Genomic DNA, 19316 nt, shown 5'->3' with positions numbered 1-19316 from the left:
CCCCCTTGGTCAAGACCAATCCTCCGTCGAACGTCCGGAAATGTGACCCTCTGACCTTGATCGTTCACAGGACGTTCGCACCCCCGTGAGCAGCGCGCAGCCAGAAGCCCCGCCCACTGGTCCGGTGGGCGGGGCTTCTGGGGTGGTCGGAGCTCCGGCGATGAAGGGATAGGGAATCGGGGAGGGGGGAGTGGTGCGGCCCCGGGGCGGGATCCGGCGGCACCACTTCCCGCAGGACTCTTGAACTCGCAGCTACCGACGGGTAATCCTTGCTGACGGGACGTCTAAGAGGATGTACGAGGGAGCCTCCATGCCGGCACGGATCGCGTTCGAGTTCGAGACCCCGCTGGGTCGCCGCACCACATCCCTGACGTACGAGCGCCGCGGCTCGGGCGCGCCGCTGCTCCTCCTCCACGGCATCGGCCACCACTGGCAGGCGTGGGAGCCGGTCCTCGACGTCCTGGCCTCGGAACGCGACGTGATCGCAGTGGACCTGCCGGGCTTCGGCGCGTCCGACGGGCTCCCGCAGGGTTGCGCCTACGACCTGACGACCGTCACGCCCGTGCTGGCCGCGTTCTGTGCGGCCATCGGCATCGAGCGGCCGCACGTGGCCGGCAACTCGCTCGGCGGGCTGCTCGCCCTCCAACTCGGCCGTGAGAAGGCGGTCCGCTCGGTCACGGCCCTCTCCCCCGCCGGGTTCTGGACCGAGAGCGAGCGCCGGTACGCCTTCGGGACCCTGCGCGCCATGCGCGGCGCGGCCCTGTCGCTTCCCGTCCCCCTGATCGACCGCCTCTCCCGTACCCCGGCCGGACGCACCGCCCTCACCAGCACCATCTACGCCCGGCCCGGCCGCCGCTCACCCGATGCGGTCGTCGCCGAAACGCTCGCGCTGCGTGAAGCGACCGGCTTCCACCAGACCCTCGCCGCGGGCCGGAACGTCCTCTTCCGCGACGACATCCCGTCCCTGCCCGTCACCGTCGCCTGGGGCACCCGGGACCGACTGCTGCTGCGCCGCCAGGGCGTCCGCGCCAAGCAGACCATCCCCGGCGCCCGCCTCGTGCGGCTGCCCGGTTGCGGTCACGTCCCGATGAACGACGACCCCGCGCTCGTCGCCCGCGTGCTCCTCGACGGCAGCTCCGCCGACTGAACCGGCCGCCGCCTTCCTCCGCCGGGTGAGCAGTCCGGTGCCGAGCGCGGCCCCCGCTCCGACGAGCACCCCGCCCACGGCCTGCGGCAGACCGAAGGTCGCCTCCCCGACCGCGGCGGCGCTGAGCGCTGCCGCCACAGGGATCGCGCCGGTATAGAGCGTGGCGCGCTCCATACCGATCCGCTGGACCGCCATGTAGAAGAGGACGAAACCGACGGCGGTCGCGAGCACCGTCTGCCACAGCAGCGCGCCCGCCTCCACCCCCGTCGGCATCCGCACGAACCCGGACCCGTCCACGACGAGCCCGATCAGCGTCGCCTCCACCGCACCCACCCCGCAGACGGCGACGGTGAGCAGCCGTGGGCCGAGCGGCCGGAGCACGGGCACAGCGAGCACCGTGAAGCCGACCTCGCCGACGAGCGCCGCCACCGACCAGCCGAGCCCCGCGAGGTCGGTGCGCCCCCACCCCTGCACGGTGAAGGCGCCGGCGGCGACGAGCAGGGCCCCGTACAGCACGGGCCGCGCGGGCCTGCGCCCTTCGAGCAGGGGGACGAGGACGGCGACGACGATCGGGGCGCAGCCGACGACGACTCCGGGGACGGCGGGTTCGGCGGTGCGCTCGGCGGCGAGGACGGCCAGGTTGAAGCCGACCATGCCGACCCCCGCGAGGACGGCGATCCGTACCCACGCGCCGAAACCGAGGAGCCGGAGCGGAGCGAGTCCACCGCGGCCGAGGAGAGGGAGCAGGAGCAGACAGGCGGCACCGTAACGGAGTGCCTGCCCACCCGCGTACGGGTAGTCGCCGAGCAGGCCGTTGGCTGTGAAGGAGGCGCCGACGAGGGCGTAGGCGAGGGTGACGAGCAGGACACCGCGCAGGGCGTTCGCGTTCATGGTCCTGACGCTAGGGAGCAGGGCGGTCCGGGTTAAGGTCCACTTTCATGACGCCATCGGGGACCACTTCTGGTGCGGCGCCACAGCGGGCGGGCCGGGACAGCGGCGCGCAGCCGGCCTGGGAGCTGTTGCTTCCCGCCGCGGCGGCACCGGCACGCCGGCGCGGACGCGCCTTGCAGGAAGCCCTGCGCGAGGCCGTCCGGACGGGGCGACTGGCCTCCGGCACTCGCCTGCCGTCGAGCCGCGCGCTCGCCGCGGACCTGCGGGTCTCCCGCGGCCTGGTCACGGAGGCGTACGAGCAACTGACGGCGGAGGGCTACCTCCGCAGCGACCGGGGCTCGGGTACGTGGGTGAGCGACGCGGTCCGCACGGCGCGCGCGGCGCCAGCGCCCGGTCCGCGGGCTCCGGAAGGGTCGGAGCCGTGCGACTCGGGCGCGACCGTCGACTTCCGGCCCGGCGTCCCCGACCTGTCGCTCTTCCCGCGCGCGGCCTGGGCCGCGGCGCAGCGCGCGGTGCTCGCCGAGCTGCCGCACCAGGCGCTCGGATATCCGGACCCGCGCGGACTGCCGGTACTGCGTTCCGCGCTCGCGGCGATGCTCACCCGGCGCAGGGGCGTCGTGGTCGACCCCGATCGGCTCGTGGTGTGCTCGGGCGTGGCGCAGGCGGCGACGCTGCTCGGGTTCGTGCTCCGGACACGGGGACACGGGAGGGTGGGCGTGGAGGATCCCGGCAGCCCCGAGCACGCTCGGCTCTTCGCGTCGACCGGCCTGGAGACCGTGTGGCTGCCGCTCGACGAGGAGGGGCTGTCTCCGGAGCCGCTCACGCAGGCGGGGGTGCGGGCGGTGGTGGTGACGCCGGCGCATCAGTTCCCGTCCGGAATCGCGTGGTCTGCGGAGCGGCGCGGCATGCTCCTGGACTGGGCACGGTCCGTGGACGGATACGTCCTGGAGGACGACTACGACGGCGACTTCCGATACGACCGGGCGCCGGTCGGCGCGCTTCAGGGGCTCGATCCCGAGCGGGTCGTGTACACGGGCTCGGTGAGCAAGTCGCTCGCACCAGGGCTGCGGCTCGGCTGGATGGTCGTACCGGAAAGCCTGACGGACGAGGTCGTCGAGCGGAAGCGGACGATGGACCTGGGCCATCCGGCACTCGACCAGGCTGCGCTGGCGTTCATGGTGACGGGCGGGGGCTACGACCGGCAGCTGCGTCGTTGCCAGCGCGTGTACAGGGAGCGGCGGGACGCTCTGCTGGCCACGCTGGAGAAGTACTTCCCGGGGACGTCGGTGACGGGCATCGCTGCCGGACTGCACGTCATCGCGCGCGTCCCCGCGCGATACGGGCCGGCGGAACGCTTCCTGGCGGAGGCGGCGCGTGTCGGCGTCTCCCTGCGCGCTCTGGAGGAGTACGGAACGGCCCGGCCGTCCGACGGTGCCGTACGGCTCGTCATCGGATACGCGCATCTGACGCCTACGGCCATCGGGGCGGGGCTGGGCCGGACGGCAATGGCCCTGGGCTGACGCCAGGCGGCCGGGGTGTTCTGTTCACGCGGGGTTCGCGCGACCGCTGCTCCGGGCGACTAGGCAGGGTCGGGCGCGAACACTCGCGCCGACAGCCGACCTTGGCGTCGCCGCCACGGCGACGTGTCGGACCCGACCCGCTCCCGGAGGCCACATGTCCGCGAACCCGCCCGGTATGTCCTCGAACCCGTCCGGTTCCCGCCCCGCCGTCCCTCTCTCGCCGCCTTCGCCCGCCACGCCCGCCACGCCCGCACGTCGCAGTGTGCTGCGCGGCTCGCTCGCGGCCTCCGCCGGACTGGCACTGGGCGGCGCAGGCTTCGTGGCGCCGGCCTTCGCCCTGGCCGGTCGCCCCGAGGCGCGGTGGGGCGTACAGACCGGCGATGTCACGGCGCGTTCGGGGCTGGTGTGGGCCCGGTCCGACCGGCCTGCCCGGATGATCGTGGAGACGTCGGCGACGGAATCGTTCCGAAGGGTCCGCCGGCATCGTGGACCGCTGTTGGGGGCGGGTACGGACTTCACGGGATCGGCGTTCCTGCGGGGACTGCCGGCCGGTGAGCAGATCCACTATCGGGTCGTCCTCGCCGACATCGACGATCCGCGTCGTACGGGCGAGCCGGTGATCGGCACGTTCCGCACGGCTCCGGAGCGGCGTCGCGACGGCGTGCGCTTCCTCTGGTCCGGGGACATCGCGGGCCAGGGCTGGGGAATCAACCAGGAGATCGGCGGATTCCGCGCCTTCGAGGCCATGCGCCGTCTCGACCCCGACTTCTTCCTGTGCAGCGGGGACACCGTCTATGCCGACGGTCCGCTCCAGCCGACGGTGACGCTCCCCGACGGACGGATCTGGCGCAATCTGATGACGCCGGAGAAGGCGAAGGTCGCCGAGACGCTGGACGAGTACCGCGGCAACTTCCGCTACAACCTGCTCGACCGGAACGTCCGGGCCTTCAACGCCCAGGTGCCGGCGGTGGTGCAGTGGGACGACCACGAGGTGCGCAACAACTGGTACCCGGGGCAGATCCTCGACGACGCACGCTATGCGGAGAAGAACGTGGACGTGCTCGCGGCCCGCGCGTCACGCGCCTTCGCCGAGTACTTCCCCGTCTCGACGCTCAGGGCAGATGCCCAAACCGGCGCAGAGGGCCGGATGCACCGGGTGGTGCGGTACGGGCCGCTGCTCGACGTCTTCGTGCTGGACATGCGCTCGTACCGCAACGCCAACTCGCCCGGTCGGCAGGCAGACGACACCACCGGCATTCTCGGCGCCGAGCAACTGGCCTGGCTGAAGCGGGAGCTCGCGCGATCGCGGGCGGTGTGGAAGGTTCTCGCCGCCGACATGCCCATCGGGCTTGTCGTCCCGGACGGCTCCGTCGCCTTCGAGGCGATTGCACAAGGTGACCCTGGTCTGCCGCTCGGACGAGAACTCCAGATCGCCGAGCTGCTGCGTTTCGTCAAGCACAGTCGGATCACCGGCACCGTGTGGCTGACGGCGGACGTCCACTACACCTCGGCGCAGCACTACGCGCCGGAGCGGGCAGCCTTCCAGGACTTCGCTCCTTTCTGGGAGTTCGTGTCGGGTCCACTCGCCGCGGGAGGGTTTCCTGCCAACAAGCTGGACTCGACGTTCGGGCCGGAGCGCGTGTTCGTCCGGGCGCCCGAGCGGGCGAACGTGTCGCCGATGGAGAGCCCGCAGTACTTCGGCGAGGTGGACATCGACGGAGGGAGTGGTGACCTGACGGTTCGTCTGCGAGGGGATGACGACTCCGTGCTGTTCACGAAGGTGCTGCGACCGGGCCTCGTCGGACAGTAGCGCCTCTGACCTCCGAACGGAGTTATCCACAGACGGCCTGTGGATTGAGCGGGATGTCGGCGGCAGGCTCTACGGTCGTTTCCATGACGCGATCCGTACAGGCGCTGGCTTACGCGCGCCCCTCTTTCCTCGAGTCCACCGCCTCCGGCCGACTCCTCTGCCTGGAGACGGCCGGCGGCCTCACCTCTCGCGGGGCCGAGGCACACCCCCGCTTCTTCGCCGGTTTCCTGGCCGCGCCTCAGATCGCCGCGCGCGGTCTTCTGGCGGTGGCCGACGTGGCTCGGGCCCGATACCACCAACGGACAAGACCGGGCTCATTGGATCCGGTCGTGACGGGGAACGGGGACCGACTGCGGTTCGAGTCCTTCTCCGGCTGCGGTGGCGTGTACGCGCGGCTCGACGTGCTCGACGAGGGCCTGGGCGGCGCGGAGACGGGCCATGGCACCACCAACGTCGATGTGAACGATCCGCTGCGCGAGGCGCTTTCCCGGATGACTGGTGACGATCCGATGCATCTGCGGGTGGGCCCCGACGAGATGGCTGTCACCACGCTCGGCGGATCGGTGGTGGAGAAGAGGGTTCCTCTGCCGGACCGCTGGCTTCGCGGCTTCGCGGAGGCGCAGGTCGCCTCGGCGGGGTTCGACCTGCGGGCCGAGCTGACCGGCTCGGAAGCCGTTCGGTTCCTGCGCGGGCTGCCCCGTTCGCAGAGCCGCGGTCGGGCGCCGCTGTGGGTAGTCCAGTCCGGCCGGACACTGCGTCCGACGCTCCGTCCGGGAGCCGGGGCCGTATGCCTGCCGGGACCCGAACGGCTGGTCGCTCTGGAGCGGGTGCTGCGCTTCGCCACGGGGCTTCGGGTGTACGGGCCGACTGCCGACGGCCTGCCCACGGCCGGCGCCTGGGAGGTGGCCCTGCCGGGCATGCGGCTGACGCTCGCCCTGTCGCCCGATCCTGCCCGTGGCTTCTCCGGGGAGGGCGGAGTGCTGGAAGCGCTCGCCACGGACGACGCCGCTGCGGACGCAGAGCTGATCTCCGTCCTCCTCGCCTGGGAGCCGAGGATCGATCCGGCCGAGCTCGCGGAGCAGTCCGGCCTCACCGGTGAGCGGGTGCGCAGCGCACTGACCCGGCTGGGCACGGCCGGGCGGGTGGGCTACGACGTCGCGGACGCCGCGTACTTCCACCGGGAGCTCCCGTACGAAGCGGACCGGGCCGAACGGCACAATCCGAGACTCGTCTCCGCCCGGCGGCTGGCCGAGGAAGGAGCCGTGAGTCTTGACGGAGAGCTGGCGGCGGTGGTCTCGGGCGGACGGCGCTACCGCGTGCGGGTCACGGACGGGGTGCAGAGCTGCACGTGCGCGTGGTGGACGGACAGCCGGGGCCAGCGCGGACCGTGCAAGCACGCGTTGGCGGTACGGATGGTGCGTCGTGGAGCGGTAGTGGCGTCGGCGGCATGACGACGGGTGTCGAGCCGCGAACGGCGGCGGCGAAGGACGAATCACAGAAGGCATGGGGGCGGAGATGAATACCGGGGTACTCAGCGCGACGAGCGACGAATGGGGCGTCGACGCTCTGATGAAAGCAGTGCGCGCCGGGCGCGCAGCCGAGGTTCCGGCACTCCTGGAATCGCTGGACGCCGCCGCGCGACTGGAAGCGTTGGGGCGACTGAAGGCGCTGCGGTCCGAGGTGCGTTCCTGGGACTGGAACCGGTGGGAGGAGACCACTCGGGTGCGGCGGGCACTGTACGTAGCGGGAGCAGGCTGTCATACCGGTGCGGCGGCGGCCGCCGGCTGGCTGGGCGGACGGGATCTGCTGAGCTGGCGTACCGAGAACGGCGTCCTGGCCCTGCGGGTCCTCGCGGATCGGACGCCTGCGTGGCGTGCTGACGTGGCGCTTCGACTGGCGGCCAAGCCGGCGGTCGCCGAGGACAGCTACGGCCTGATCCGAGGGCTGGTGGAGGGATCCGGGGCCGCGGTGCCGGCGACGGACGGCTACGTACTCGGCTGGATGCGGCAGATCACGGACAGCAGGCTTCTGGAGAACCTGCGGGCGGATCCGCAGACTCCGGTGCTGGTCGCCCACGCCCTCTCGATGCAGGAGACACCGGATCAGCTGACCGGGTCGGGGCCGAGCGGCGCCGCGACGCACTGGACGACAGCGTTGGCCGCACTGACGGAGGAGGGAGTGCTCGACCGCGCGGAGCTGGTCGATCTGTGCGTCTCGCGTCTGCTTCGCGGCGGACGCCAGCGTGACCTGCGGCTTCCCCTGGCGCTGTTGCAGTTGGTACCGCCGACCGCGGAGGAGCGACGGGACAGGATCGCCGACTGGATCGGTATGACCGCTGACGCGACCTCGCCGGTCGCGGGATACGCGCAGAAGACTCTGTCCGGACTGGCACTTGAGGGGGCGCTGCCGGGTGGGGCGTTCGCGGAGATGACGGCAGGCGTGCTCTTCCGTCAAGAGAAGAAGCTGCTTCGGGCTCAATTGTCACTGGTGAACAAGGTCCTCACCAGGCATCCCGCACTTGCGGCCGAGGTGCTACCGGTGGTGGCCGACGTCTTCGGCCACGACGACACGGAGATGCAGCAGCGCGCACTGCAGGTCGTCGCTCGCCATCTGAACTCCGTCGACGACGAGACACGATATGGGCTTGCCGAGGCCGCCTCGCTCCTCGGTCCCGTGCACCGGTCCGCTGCGGAGGCGGTATTCGGCCGCCGCATCGCGGAACGCGAGTTCCTGCCGTACGAGGAGATCCTTCCGCCCGTGCCGGAGCCTCAGTACCTGCCGGGGCCGCAGGGGTGTCTGGAGGAGCTGGTGGAAGACCTGCTGGTGCAGCAGCGGCGGTCGAGCGGCGCCATGGAGTTCGAGCGCGCGCTGGACGGACTGGTACGGCATGCGCACCAGGACCGGGACGGCGTGGCGGAGCGGGTACGGGAGGCCTTCTCCGACGCGTACTGGCAGGACACGAGCGGTCCCACCGGACACACCGACGTCGACTTCTTTCAACACGGCTCACGCGGCTTGGACGGCGTCCTCGCCGCGCTCGTCGGGAAGGTACAGCGGGAGCGGGTCGAAGCCGGGCGGACCCAGACCGTACCGATGACGACCTGTGTACACGGGGCGATGGAGGTGACGCAGGACACCCGGATCTGGGAGATCGCCCATCTCATCGGTGGGGGGACACTGCCTCTGCTTCTGGCCACCCCGACCCGGCACACCGGGGGCATCGACCCGCTGGAGCTGGTGCGACGGCTCAAGGAGTACGCCGATGCCGGTCTGGAGCCGGCGCCGGTGGATCTGGGCCATGCCCTGCTGCGGGTGCGCCGGCAGGACGCGTCGGCGAGTCAGGCGGCCGACGAAGCGGACGCCCTGGGCAGCGAGGCGGGTGCGCGGCTGGCCGCGTGGCTGCGTTGCGGCAACCCGCTGGAGGCGACGGTGCGCTTCCATCCCCGCGCGAAGGAGAAGGGCTCGGGGCGTTGGTGGCTCGTGGACCGGGTCCTGGTCGAGATGGCGAAGCGCCAGGACTTCCGGAAGGAGTTCCCGAGGACGTTCCACTGGCTCGGTGGTGGTCTGCTGCCGAACGCCCGTCGTTGCTACCACTGGGAGCAGGTCCCCGAGCGCTGGGCCACGCTGCTTCCCGCCGACCGTGAGTTGCTCGCGGCCTGTCTGCTCTCCTCGATGGCGAGCGGGGTGGACGGCGATTCGGCACGTGACGTGACCGGGCCTCTGACCCTGCTCGCCGAGGGTGAGGGACAGGTGGGCAGGGCGGTCGCACTGGTGCTGGCGTTCGGACTCGGCTGCCGGGACGCGGACGATCGGCTCCGGGCCGTGGACGCGCTGCTCGTGCTGGCCGCGCGAGGGGATCTCGACGCCCGGCAGGTGGGCAGGGATCTGGCCTGGCTCCTCGCCGAACGCTCGATGAAGCCGAACCGCCTCGCGGACGCGGCCCGGACCGCGGCTGCGACCGGTGCGTACGGGACCGTGTGGACGATCCTGTCGGAGGCGCTGCCGACGCTGCTCGAGGCGGAAACGCCCATGCGCGGTCTGGGTGAGCTTCTGGCCATCGCGGCGGACTGTGTGGAGCGCTGCGGAGCGACCGGGGAGCTTGCAGGACTCGATCGGCACGCTTCGGCACGGGGGACGTCACAGCTGGTGACGCAGTCCAAGCGGCTGAGGAACGCACTCCGCCAGGGCACCGATCAAGGCACGACAGAAACGTCCTGAATCAGTCGCAAATCTTCCAGATCGCCACTTAACCCGCCAGTCACAAAGCGTTCGTGATCACGCAACACCTCTCGGTCACAGTGAAGGCATGACCGATGTGACGTCTTCGAAGAGCACCCGCCGCCCGCACCACTGGCGGCACGACCTGATCGAGCTCGCGGCCCTGTTCACCGCTGTGGTGGTGGCCGACACGATCGCCAAGACCATCGTGAAGGGTCCCGAGGGCCCGTACCTCCTGGTGTTCTCGGCGATCGCACTGGTCGCCACCGCCGGATTCCACACGTGGTGGGCACGAAGGCACAGTCATGCGCCACCTGCCACCGCGTCCGCCGGGACGCCCAGGACCGTGCACATCCCGGACGCGCACGTGGGACAGCCTTCGGAGCCGGCGTCGGACCAGGCAGCGGAAGTCGTCGCAACCGTGCTGTGGCGGATGAGGGCCACGGTCGACGACACCCCGGGCAGCCTGGCCGCGCTCTGCACGGTGCTCGCGCGGCTCGGCGTCGACATCCTCACGCTCCAGACGCACCCGCTGACGGAGGGAACGGTCGACGAGTTCCTGCTCCGCGCGCCGGCCCACCTCTCGGCCGACCGTCTCGCCAGGGAGATCGAAGCAGCGGGCGGTCGCGACCCCTGGACCGAACGGGCCGACGCGCACGACCTGGTGGACACACCCACCCGGGTCCTCGGCCTCGCCACGCGTACCGCCCTCGACGCCGCCGAACTGCCGCTCGCGCTCCGCCAGCTCCTCGGCAGGTGCACCCTGCACTCCGTTCCGGCCGTGTCTCTCACCGGACGCCCGACCGGCGAGCAGGCACCCGTCGAAGGCGTGCTCGAGGAGACCGTCATGAAACTGCGTGACCCCAGCGGCGGCACACTCCTGATCGAACGGCCCTACCTTCCCTTCACGCCGACAGAGTTCGCGCGGGCCCGTGCGCTCGTCGAACTCGACGCCCGACTCGGGCCGCGCGTGCCCCACAGCCAGGACGTGCTCACCCTTCCCGAAGGGAACGAGATCACCGTCCGGCGCGCCGATCAGCGCGATCTCGTGGCGGCGCGAGCGATGCACGACCGCTGCTCGGCACGCACGCTGAGCCTGCGCTACCACGGGCCGGTCGGCGACGCGGACCGCTACCTCGATCACCTGCTCAGCCCGCGTTTCGGACGCACCCTCGCCGTACAGACAGCGTCCGGACGACTCGTCGCCCTCGGGCACCTGCTGTGGGACGGTGACGAGACAGAGGTCGCCCTGCTGGTCGAGGACGACTGGCAGCGGCGCGGGATCGGCTCCGAACTCCTCGGCCGGCTCGTGGCCATGGCCGAGGAGGCCGGTTGCGATAGCGTCTACGCCGTGACGCAGTCGTCCAACACCGGCATGGTCGCCGCCATGCGGGCGCTGAACCTGCCCCTCGACTACCAGATCGAGGAGGGAACCCTGGTGATCACCGCTCGGCTGGACTCGGCACCGGTACGGGCCGAGCGGTCCCAGCGGCAGGCTCGGCAGAGCGAGCGCTGAGCGCCTGCGTCAGGTCCCGCCAGAGATCTTCGACGTCCTCTAGGCCGACGGACATCCGCAGCAGCCGGTCACTGACACCCGCGGCACGGCGGTCGCCCTCGTGCACGATGCGGTGGCTGATGGAGGCCGGGTGCTGGATCAGGGTGTCGACGCTGCCCAGGCTCACCGCCGGGGTGATCAGCCGGACTCCGGCGATCACCTCGTGCGGGTCGCCGTAGACCTCGAAGGCGACCATCGCGCCACCGATCGCCGGGTAGTGGACGCGGGCGATCCTGGGGTCGCCGGCCAGCCGGCGTACCAGCTCCGCGGCCGTCGCCGAGGCGGCCCGGACGCGAACCGGGAGGGTGGACAGGCCCCGGAGCAGCAGGTAGCCGGCGAGGGGGTGGAGGACACCTCCCGTGGCGAAGCGGACGCGACGGAGTTCGCGGGCGAACTCCTCGTCGCAGGCGACGACGCCGCCCATGACGTCCCCGTGCCCGCCCAGGTACTTGGTGGCGCTGTGCAGGACGATGCGCGCGCCGAGTCCGGCCGGGCGCTGCAGGACCGGGGTGGCGAAGGTGTTGTCGACGAGGAGCGGGACCGCGCCGCAGGAGTGGGCGACGGCCCGGATGTCGACCTCGGCCAGCGTCGGGTTGGCCGGGGACTCGACCATCACGAGGCCGGTGTCCGGGCGGATCGCGTCGGCGACACCCGCCGGGTCGGTCCAGGTCACCTCGGTGCCGAGCAGCCCGGCGTCCAGGAGGTGGTCGCTGCAGCCGTACAGCGGGCGGACCGCGACAACGTGGCGCAGGCCCTGGCTCGCACGGGCCAGCAGAACCGCTGTCAGGGCGGCCATGCCGCTCGCGAAGGCGACGGCGGCCTCGGTGCCCTCCAGTCGGGCCAGTGCCTCCTCGAAGCGGGCCACGGTCGGGTTGTCGAGACGGGCGTAGACCGGCGGGCCTTCGAGGCGCGCGCCGGTGGCGGCGAACTCGTCGATGCGGGCGGCCTCCGCCCGGGCGTCGTACGACGGGTAGGTGGTGGACAGGTCGAGCGGCGGGGCGTGCACCCCGAGCGCGGCGAGGTCTTCCCGGCCGGCGTGCACGGCTTCGGTGGCGAGCGCCCTCGGGGTGGCCGAAGGGGCGTGATCCATGGCGTCCATGGCGGCACTGTGAACCGATACCCGGAAGTAGCATCGAATGTCCGTGCTACGTTCGACCGATGGCCGAATCTGTCGTACTGGACACGGTCGATCTGCACATTCTCCGCCTTCTGCAGAACGACGCCCGGACCACCTACCGCGAGCTCGCCGCCGAAGTCGGCGTCGCGCCCTCCACCTGCCTGGACCGGGTCGCCCGCCTCCGTCGCACCGGGGTCGTACTCGGGCACCAGCTACGACTGGATCCGGCCAAACTCGGTCGCGGTCTGGAGGCGCTGCTCCTCGTGCAGGTGCGGCCCCACCGACGGGAACTGATCGGTCCGTTCGTCGACCGGATCCGGGCCCTGCCCGAGTCCCGGGCGCTGTTCCACCTCACCGGCCCTGACGACTACCTCGTGCACGTGGCCGTCGCCGACCCGTCCGACCTGCAGCGACTCGTCCTCGACGAGTTCACCTCGCAACGCGAGGTGGCGCGGGTCGAAACCCGGCTGATCTTCCAGCAGTGGGACTGCGGACCACTGATGCCGCCGGGCGCGGGACCGTCCTTGTCAGCCGTGTGACGTCTGCCGAGAGTGACGGGAGGCTGCCGGAGGCATCAGGATGAGACACATGCCAGAGAGTTCCCTCAGCAATCTGCCCCGTCAGGTCGCCGACGCCTTCGTCGACGACCTCATCGCCCTCGACCCGATCACCGGCACCCACCTGGGAGTCCGGGAGAGCGCCGGGCGGCTTCCCGACTTCTCCCCCGAAGGCCAGGAGGCCGTGGCCGACCTCGCCCGCCGGACCCTCGTTCTGCTCGACGAGGCCGAGCGGACACCGGGTGCGGACAGCGACGCCGAGCGGCGCTGCGCCCGCCTGCTCCGGGAGCGGCTCACCGCCGAACTGGCCGTGCACGAGGCCGACGAGGGCCTGTGCGCGGTCAGCAACATGCGCTCGCCGGTGCACAGCGTCCGGATCGTCTTCACCGTGATGCCCACCGACACCGAGGACGACTGGGCGGCCGTCGCCCAGCGGCTGCGCGCCGTACCGGCCGCGCTGGAGGGGTACCGGGCATCGCTCGCGCTCGGTCTGGAGCGCAAGCTGTACGGCGGGCCGCGCGCCACCGCGACCTTCGTCGGCCAGCTCGCCGACTGGGCCGGCGGCGAGGGCGAGCCGGGCTGGTTCGAGCAGTACGCCGCTGCTCGTCCCGACACGCTCCCGGAGGAGCTGCGTACCGAACTCGCCGCGGCCGCAACCGAGGCGAACGACGCCGTCGCCTCGCTGCGGAACTGGATGCGCGACGTGTACGCCCCCGCCGTCGCCGACGCGCCCGACACCGTGGGCCGCGAGCGCTACCGCCGCTGGAGCCGCTACTTCAACGGCACGGACCTGGATCTCGACCAGGCGTACGCCTACGGCTGGTCCGAGTACCACCGGCTGCGCGGCGAGATGGTCACCGAGGCCGACCGGATCCTGCCCGGCTCGGACCCGTGGGAGGCACTCGCCCACCTCGACGAGCACGGCACCCACATCGAGGGCGTCGAAGAGGTCCGCGAGTGGCTCCAGCGGCTGATGGACGAGGCGATCGACGCGCTCGACGGCACCCACTTCGAACTCGCCGACCGGGTACGGAAGGTGGAGTCGCGCATCGCGCCGGCGGGCGGCGCGGCGGCCCCGTACTACACCGGCCCCTCCGAGGACTTCTCGCGTCCCGGCCGCACCTGGCTGCCGGTGGACGGGCAGACCCGGTTCCCCGTGTACGACCTCGTGTCGACCTGGTACCACGAGGGCGTGCCCGGGCACCACCTCCAGATCGCGCAGTGGGTGCACGTCGCCGAGAGCCTCTCCCGCTACCAGGCCACCATCGGCATGGTCAGCGCCAACGCGGAGGGCTGGGCGCTGTACGCGGAACGGCTGATGGACGAGCTCGGCTTCCTGCCGGACGCGGAGCGGCGGCTCGGCTACCTGGACGCGCAGATGATGCGGGCCTGCCGGGTGATCGTCGACATCGGCATGCACCTGGAGCTGGAGATCCCGGCGGACTCGCCGTTCCACCCGGGTGAGCGGTGGACGCCGGAGCTGGCGCAGGAGTTCTTCCAGCGCCACAGCAGCCGGCCGCCCGCGTTCGTCGAGAGCGAGCTGACGCGGTACCTGTCGATGCCGGGGCAGGCGATCGGCTACAAGCTGGGCGAGCGGGCCTGGCTGCTCGGCCGCGAGCAGGCCCGCGCGGCGCACGGCGACGCCTTCGACGCGAAGGCGTGGCACATGGCGGCGCTGAGCCAGGGGCCGCTGGGCCTGGACGATCTCGTGGACGAGATCTCCCGCCTCTGACCACCTCACAGCGGATTTCCCCGGCGGGCGGCTTGATCCGCCGGGGAAATCCCTGTTGGCTCTCCTCCCATGAACGGTCCCCCGAACGACTACGCCCCGGACGCCACCGACTGGCGGATCCTCGACGCCCTCCAGGCCCAGGGCCGGGCCAGTTACGCGGAGCTCGCCCGCGCCGTGTCGATGTCTCCGTCGGCGGTGACCGAGCGGGTGCGGCGCCTGGAGGAGGCCGGGGTGATCACCGGGTACACCGCCGTGGTGGACCACGAGCGCCTCGGGCTGCCGATCCTCGCCTTCGTACGGCTGCGCTACCCCACCGGGAACTACAAGCCCTTCCACGACCTGGTCGCCGTCACCCCCGAGGTGCTGGAGGCGCACCACGTCACCGGTGACGACTGTTTCGTGATCAAGGTCGCCGCCCGCTCGATGCGCCACCTGGAGGAGATCTCCGGGAAGATCGGCACACTCGGGTCGGTGACGACGAGCGTCGTGTACTCGTCGCCGCTCCCCCGCCGAGCAGTCGGCCGCTGAGGCCGCGAGCCGCCGAGGCCGTCAGCCGCTGATCCCCTCGCCACCGGTGCGGAGGCGTACGGCCGAGCCGTGGCGGGACTTGGTGACCTCCAGCTGGACCGGGATGCGGCGGCGCAGGTCGCCGACGTGGCTGACGATGCCCACGCTGCGGTCCCGTTCGCGGAGCGAGTCGAGGACGTCGAGGACCTCGTCGAGGGTCTGGTCGTCGAGGCTGCCGAAGCCCTCGTCGATGAAGAGGGTGTCGAGGCGGACGCCGCCGGCCTCGTCGGTGACGACGTCGGCGAGGCCCAGGGCGAGCGCGAGCGAGGCGAAGAACGTCTCGCCGCCGGAGAGCGTGGCGGTGTCGCGCTCGTTGCCGGTCCAGGCGTCGACGACGTGCAGGCCGAGACCGCTGCGCCGGGCTCCGGCGCGGACGTCGGAGTGGACGAGGGTGTAGCGGCCGGAGGACATCCGCTGGAGGCGCGCGGAAGCGGCCGCGGCGACCTGTTCGAGCCGGGCGGCCAGGACGTACGCCTCCAGGCGCATCCGGCGTTCGTTCTCCGCGGAGGTGCCGGCGGTGAGGCCGGCGAGCCGCGCGACCCGGTCGTGTTCCGTACGCAGCGGGCCCAGGCGCCGTACTTCCGTCTCGGCCTGGCGGGCGAGGCCGGCGAGTCCGGTGACGCGTTCGCGCGCGGTGGCGAGTCCCGATCCGGCGGCGCGCAGGGTGCGCTCGGCGGCCGTGTGGACGGCGTCGGCGGTGGCCGGGTCGGCGGGAGGGAGGGAGGACGCCTCCTCGATGCCGGGTTCGGCGAGCCGGTCGGCGACGGCGGCGGCCTCGGCCTGCCAGACGTCGAGCCGGTGCTGGCGAGAGCGCCGGCCGTGGTCGTCGAGGAGAGCGGCGGCCGCTTCGGCGGGGGTCGTGAACCCGGCCCGGTAGGCGGCGTCGGCGAGTTGTGCATCTGCCTTCTTGAGGCGGTCGGCGGCGAGTTCCTCGGCGCGTACGGCTCCTGCGGCGTCGACCAGGAGGGCGATGCGTCGCTCCAGACGGTCGGCGTGCTCGGCGACCGTGGCGAACGCGCCCCGTCCCCGGGTCAGCTCCTCGACGAGTTCGGCCCGCTGCCTCTCGATGCCTTCGCGGTGCGAGGTACGCGCGGCAACGCGCCGCTCGGCCTCCCTTTGGGCAGTTGCCCTCTCCTCGTGCTCGCGCTCGGCACGCGCCAGTGCTTCGCGCGCGGCATGGTTCTGTGCGGCGCGCGCGTGCGCCTCCGCGTGGCGGGCGGTCAGCTCCTCGGTCTCGTCGGTGAGTTCCGCGACCATGGGCTGAGGGTCGGTGTGTTCGGCGGAGGCGAGTGTCCGGACCTCGTCGCGGGCCGCGGCGAGGGCTTCGCGGGTTCCGGCGAGCTCGCGTTCGGCGGTGCGGCTCAGGTCGTCGGCCTGGGTGTAACGGGCGTACGCGGTCTCCTCGGCGGCCCGGTCGACGTGGTCGGCGGTGGTGGGCGTCGGAGCGGGGTGGCTGGTGGAGCCGCAGACCTGGCAGGGATCGCCGTCGGTGAGGGTGGCGGCGAGTTCCGCGGCGATGCCGCGCAGACGGCGGGACTTGAGGTCGAGCCAGGTCTCGTGCGCCGTGTTGCGGCGCTCGCGGGCGGCGGCGTACCGCTCCTCGGCCTGGGTCAGCGTACGGGCGAGGCCGTCGCGGCGGCGGGCGGCGGCGAGCCGGTGGCGGAGGGGTTCGAGCCGGCCGGCGAGGTGTTCGGCGCGGGCGGCGGCTTCCTGCGCCATGTCGATGCGCTGCTGGAGGGCCGCCCGCCGGGGTTCCCAGTCGGCGAGCCAGCCGGCCGCCTCCTGGAGGGCGTCCTCGTCGGACCGGGCCTCGCGTTCGAGGAGCGTCCGCTCCTCGGCGAGCGCTGCCGCCCGGGCCTCGGCACGGCGGGCGGCGGCGAGGCCGCCGAGGTCCTCGCGGAGCCGGTTCTCCAGGGTGGACAGCTGCTCGGCCGGGGCCTCCACGAGGTCGGGGGGCAGCAGGGAACGGGCCGATCCGCGGGCGGCCAGCGCCCCGGCGTGCTCCCGATCCGCCTCCTGGCGCAGGTCGAGGGACGGGGCGACCCGCTCGGCCTTGAGGGCGAGGTCGAGGGCGCGCTGATCGCGGTCGCGCTCGGGAATCCGGGCGGTGAGCGCCTCGCGTCGGCGCAGGGCCTCGGCGTGGCGGGCCTGCCGTGCGGCGAGGTCTCGGGCGTGTTCCGCCGCGGCGCGGGCGCGGGCCTCGGCGTGTTCGGCGGCGGCGAGGCGTACGCCGGCGATGTCGGCGGCCTCGCGGGCCTCGGTGCGGGCGACGGCCGCCCAGCCGAGGACGGCGTCGGCGAGACCGGGCTCGCCGGGCTTGCCGTCGACGGGGGTGCGCGCGGCGGGGAGCCCGTCGGCGGCCTGGGCCATGCGGTGGGCGAGGGCGAGGAGCCGGGCGTCGCCCTCCTCGACGCGGTGGGCGGCGGCCCGTCGCAGCTCGGCGAGGCGCTCCTCGACGGCGGCGAAGCGGCGGGTGTCGAAGAGGCGGCCGAGGAGCCTGCCGCGGGCCTCGGCGTCGGCGCGCAGGAAGCGGGCGAAGTCGCCCTGAGGCAGCAGGACGACCTGGCAGAACTGCTCCCGGCTCATGCCGAGGAGCTGGGTGATCTCCTCGCCGATCTCCTGGTGGGACTTGCTGAGACCGGTCCACGCGCGCGTGGCGGGGTCGTACTCGCGCAGGGTGCTCTGCGCCTTCTCGGTGGTGAAACCGCCGCCGCGCTTCTTGGGACGGAGCTGGGCGGGGCTGCGCCTGATCTCCAGGCGGCGGCCGCCGACGGTGAGATCGAGCAGCACCTCGGTGAGCGTCCCGACGGGCGCGTGGTCGCTCCGGAGGGTGGTCCCGGGGGCCTGGCGGGCGCCGGGCACACTCCCGTACAGGGCGAAGCAGACGGCGTCGAGGACGGACGTCTTGCCGGCGCCGGTGGGGCCGTGGAGGAGGAAGAGTCCGGCGGTGGACAGGGCGTCGAAGTCGACGGTCTGGGTGGCCCCGAAGGGACCGAAGGCGGTGATCTCCAGCCGGTGCAGCCTCATCGGCCCGCCTCCCGCTCGGTGGTGGCGGCGTCGACGCGGACGTCGTCGAAGGCGCCGTACAGCACGGTCCGTTCCGCCGCGTCCAGTCCGCCGCCGGCGCGCACGTGGCTGACGAAGTCCTCGGCGATCTGCTGGTCGCTGCGGCCACGGAGCCGCTGGGCGTAGGACGCGAGGGAGTCGGTGTCGGCGCGCTCGGGCTCGAAGACGAGGTTGAGCGTGTGCGGGAACCGCTCGGTGAGCCGGGCCATCGGATCGTGGGGGCGTACCGGATCGGTGAGCGTGGCCTCGATCCAGGACTCCTTGTGCCGGTCGTGCGCGGGGTCGGCGAGGAGGTCGTCGAGCCGGCCGCGGAGCCGCGCGAGGGGGCGGGGCACCGGACAGTCGACGCGTTCGGCGGCGGTCACGGCGCCGTCGGCACCGAGGTCGATCAGCCACACCGTCTTGCGGTGGTCGGCCTCGGAGAAGGAGTAGGCGAGCGGGGAGCCGGAGTACCGCACGCGCGGGGTGAGGGTCTGGGAACCGTGGAGGTGGCCGAGGGCCACGTAGTCGACGCCGTCGAAGACGGTGGTGGGGACGGCGGCGACACCACCGACGGTGATGTCGCGCTCGCTGTCGCTGGGCGCGCCGCCGGCGACGAAGGCGTGCGCGAGGACGACGGAACGGGTGCCGGCGGGCCGGGCGGCGAGGTCGGCGCGGACCCGGCCCATGGCTGCGGAGAGAACCGCCGCGTGGCCGGACTTCTCGGCGCCGAGCTGTTCGCGTACGAGCGCGGGCTCCAGGTACGGCAGACCGTAGAGGGCGACCTCGCCGTGGGTGTCGGCGAGGACGACCGGGGTGCCGATGCCGGCGGGGTCGGTACGGAGGTGGATGCCGGCGCGGCCGAGGAGCCCGGCGCCGACGCCGAGGCGGCGGGCGGAGTCGTGGTTGCCGGAGATCATGACCGTGGGCACGCCGGCCTCGGCGAGGCGGTGCAGAGCTCGGTCGAAGAGCTCGACGGCGGGCAGCGGCGGCACGGCGCGGTCGTAGACGTCGCCGGCGACCAGGACGGCGTCCACCTCGCGGTCGCGGACGGTGGCGACGAGGTGGTCGACGAAGGCGGCCTGGGCGTCGAGGAGGCCGACGCGGTGGAAGGACCGGCCGAGGTGCCAGTCCGAGGTGTGCAGGAACCTCACGTC

The 19316-nt window shown here is 72.6% G+C and carries 12 protein-coding genes and 1 pseudogene; 9 read left to right on the top strand and 4 right to left on the bottom strand.

Annotation, left to right across the window (positions count from 1 at the left end; genetic code table 11):
* The first annotated feature begins 310 nt into the window (after positions 1 to 310).
* Complete coding sequence (locus ACFYT9_RS19790) at positions 311 to 1147, top strand: alpha/beta fold hydrolase (RefSeq protein ID WP_389165512.1); 837 nt, start codon at positions 311 to 313, stop codon at positions 1145 to 1147.
* Between the two features lie 54 nt (positions 1148 to 1201).
* Here the strand turns inward: ACFYT9_RS19790 and ACFYT9_RS19785 are convergent.
* A pseudogene (locus ACFYT9_RS19785) lies at positions 1202 to 1801 on the bottom strand (EamA family transporter); the annotation flags it as partial.
* A 284-nt stretch (positions 1802 to 2085) separates the two neighbouring features.
* Between ACFYT9_RS19785 and ACFYT9_RS19780 the strand changes: the two are divergent.
* The 5 genes from ACFYT9_RS19780 to ACFYT9_RS19760 all read left to right on the top strand — a co-directional run bounded on the left by ACFYT9_RS19780 (position 2086) and on the right by ACFYT9_RS19760 (position 11102).
* Positions 2086 to 3558, top strand: coding sequence for a PLP-dependent aminotransferase family protein (locus tag ACFYT9_RS19780; protein WP_389165509.1), 1473 nt, complete (start codon positions 2086 to 2088; stop codon positions 3556 to 3558).
* Between the two features lie 154 nt (positions 3559 to 3712).
* Positions 3713 to 5368 carry an alkaline phosphatase D family protein gene (locus tag ACFYT9_RS19775; protein ID WP_389165507.1) on the top strand — a complete coding sequence of 552 codons (1656 nt, stop codon included), beginning with the start codon at positions 3713 to 3715 and terminating at the stop codon, positions 5366 to 5368.
* An 83-nt stretch (positions 5369 to 5451) separates the two neighbouring features.
* Entirely contained in the window at positions 5452 to 6819 is a 1368-nt protein-coding gene (locus ACFYT9_RS19770; RefSeq protein WP_389165829.1) for an SWIM zinc finger family protein, read from the top strand.
* Positions 6820 to 6871: 52 nt separating this feature from the next.
* Entirely contained in the window at positions 6872 to 9586 is a 2715-nt protein-coding gene (locus ACFYT9_RS19765; RefSeq protein ID WP_389165504.1) for a DUF6493 family protein, read from the top strand.
* Between the two features lie 88 nt (positions 9587 to 9674).
* Positions 9675 to 11102, top strand: coding sequence for a GNAT family N-acetyltransferase (locus ACFYT9_RS19760; protein WP_389165502.1), 1428 nt, complete (start codon positions 9675 to 9677; stop codon positions 11100 to 11102).
* Here ACFYT9_RS19760 and ACFYT9_RS19755 read toward each other — a convergent pair.
* The gene (locus ACFYT9_RS19755; protein WP_376597384.1) at positions 11029 to 12240 is read right to left on the bottom strand and encodes a trans-sulfuration enzyme family protein; all 1212 of its coding nucleotides are present in this window, start codon (positions 12238 to 12240) and stop codon (positions 11029 to 11031) included. The genes ACFYT9_RS19760 and ACFYT9_RS19755 overlap by 74 nt on opposite strands.
* A gap of 59 nt (positions 12241 to 12299) precedes the next feature.
* Here ACFYT9_RS19755 and ACFYT9_RS19750 point away from each other — a divergent pair, with 59 nt between their 5' ends.
* The 3 genes from ACFYT9_RS19750 to ACFYT9_RS19740 all read left to right on the top strand — a co-directional run bounded on the left by ACFYT9_RS19750 (position 12300) and on the right by ACFYT9_RS19740 (position 15075).
* Entirely contained in the window at positions 12300 to 12797 is a 498-nt protein-coding gene (locus ACFYT9_RS19750) for an Lrp/AsnC family transcriptional regulator (protein ID WP_376597386.1), read from the top strand.
* 40 nt (positions 12798 to 12837) lie between these two features.
* Positions 12838 to 14547, top strand: a complete 1710-nt coding sequence (locus ACFYT9_RS19745; protein WP_389165499.1) for a DUF885 domain-containing protein — start codon at positions 12838 to 12840, stop codon at positions 14545 to 14547.
* A gap of 69 nt (positions 14548 to 14616) precedes the next feature.
* A complete protein-coding gene (locus ACFYT9_RS19740) occupies positions 14617 to 15075 on the top strand; it encodes an Lrp/AsnC family transcriptional regulator (RefSeq protein WP_376597390.1) in 459 nt (152 codons plus the stop codon).
* 21 nt (positions 15076 to 15096) lie between these two features.
* On the opposite strand, the gene ACFYT9_RS19735 is transcribed toward ACFYT9_RS19740, so the two are convergent.
* Both ACFYT9_RS19735 and ACFYT9_RS19730 read right to left on the bottom strand, forming a co-directional pair.
* Entirely contained in the window at positions 15097 to 18141 is a 3045-nt protein-coding gene (locus ACFYT9_RS19735; RefSeq protein WP_389165495.1) for an AAA family ATPase, read from the bottom strand.
* Positions 18138 to 19313 (bottom strand): exonuclease SbcCD subunit D, encoded by a 1176-nt coding sequence (locus ACFYT9_RS19730; RefSeq protein WP_389165826.1) that lies wholly within the window; start codon positions 19311 to 19313, stop codon positions 18138 to 18140. Before ACFYT9_RS19730 ends, ACFYT9_RS19735 begins: the two co-directional genes overlap by 4 nt.
* Between the last annotated feature and the right edge of the window lie 3 nt (positions 19314 to 19316).

The sequence above is a fragment of the Streptomyces sp. NPDC004435 genome (genome assembly GCF_042873895.1).
Lineage (GTDB): Bacteria > Actinomycetota > Actinomycetes > Streptomycetales > Streptomycetaceae > Streptomyces.
The sequence above is the reverse complement of the archived record's forward strand: the minus strand, read 5'-3'. Positions and strand labels throughout refer to the sequence as shown.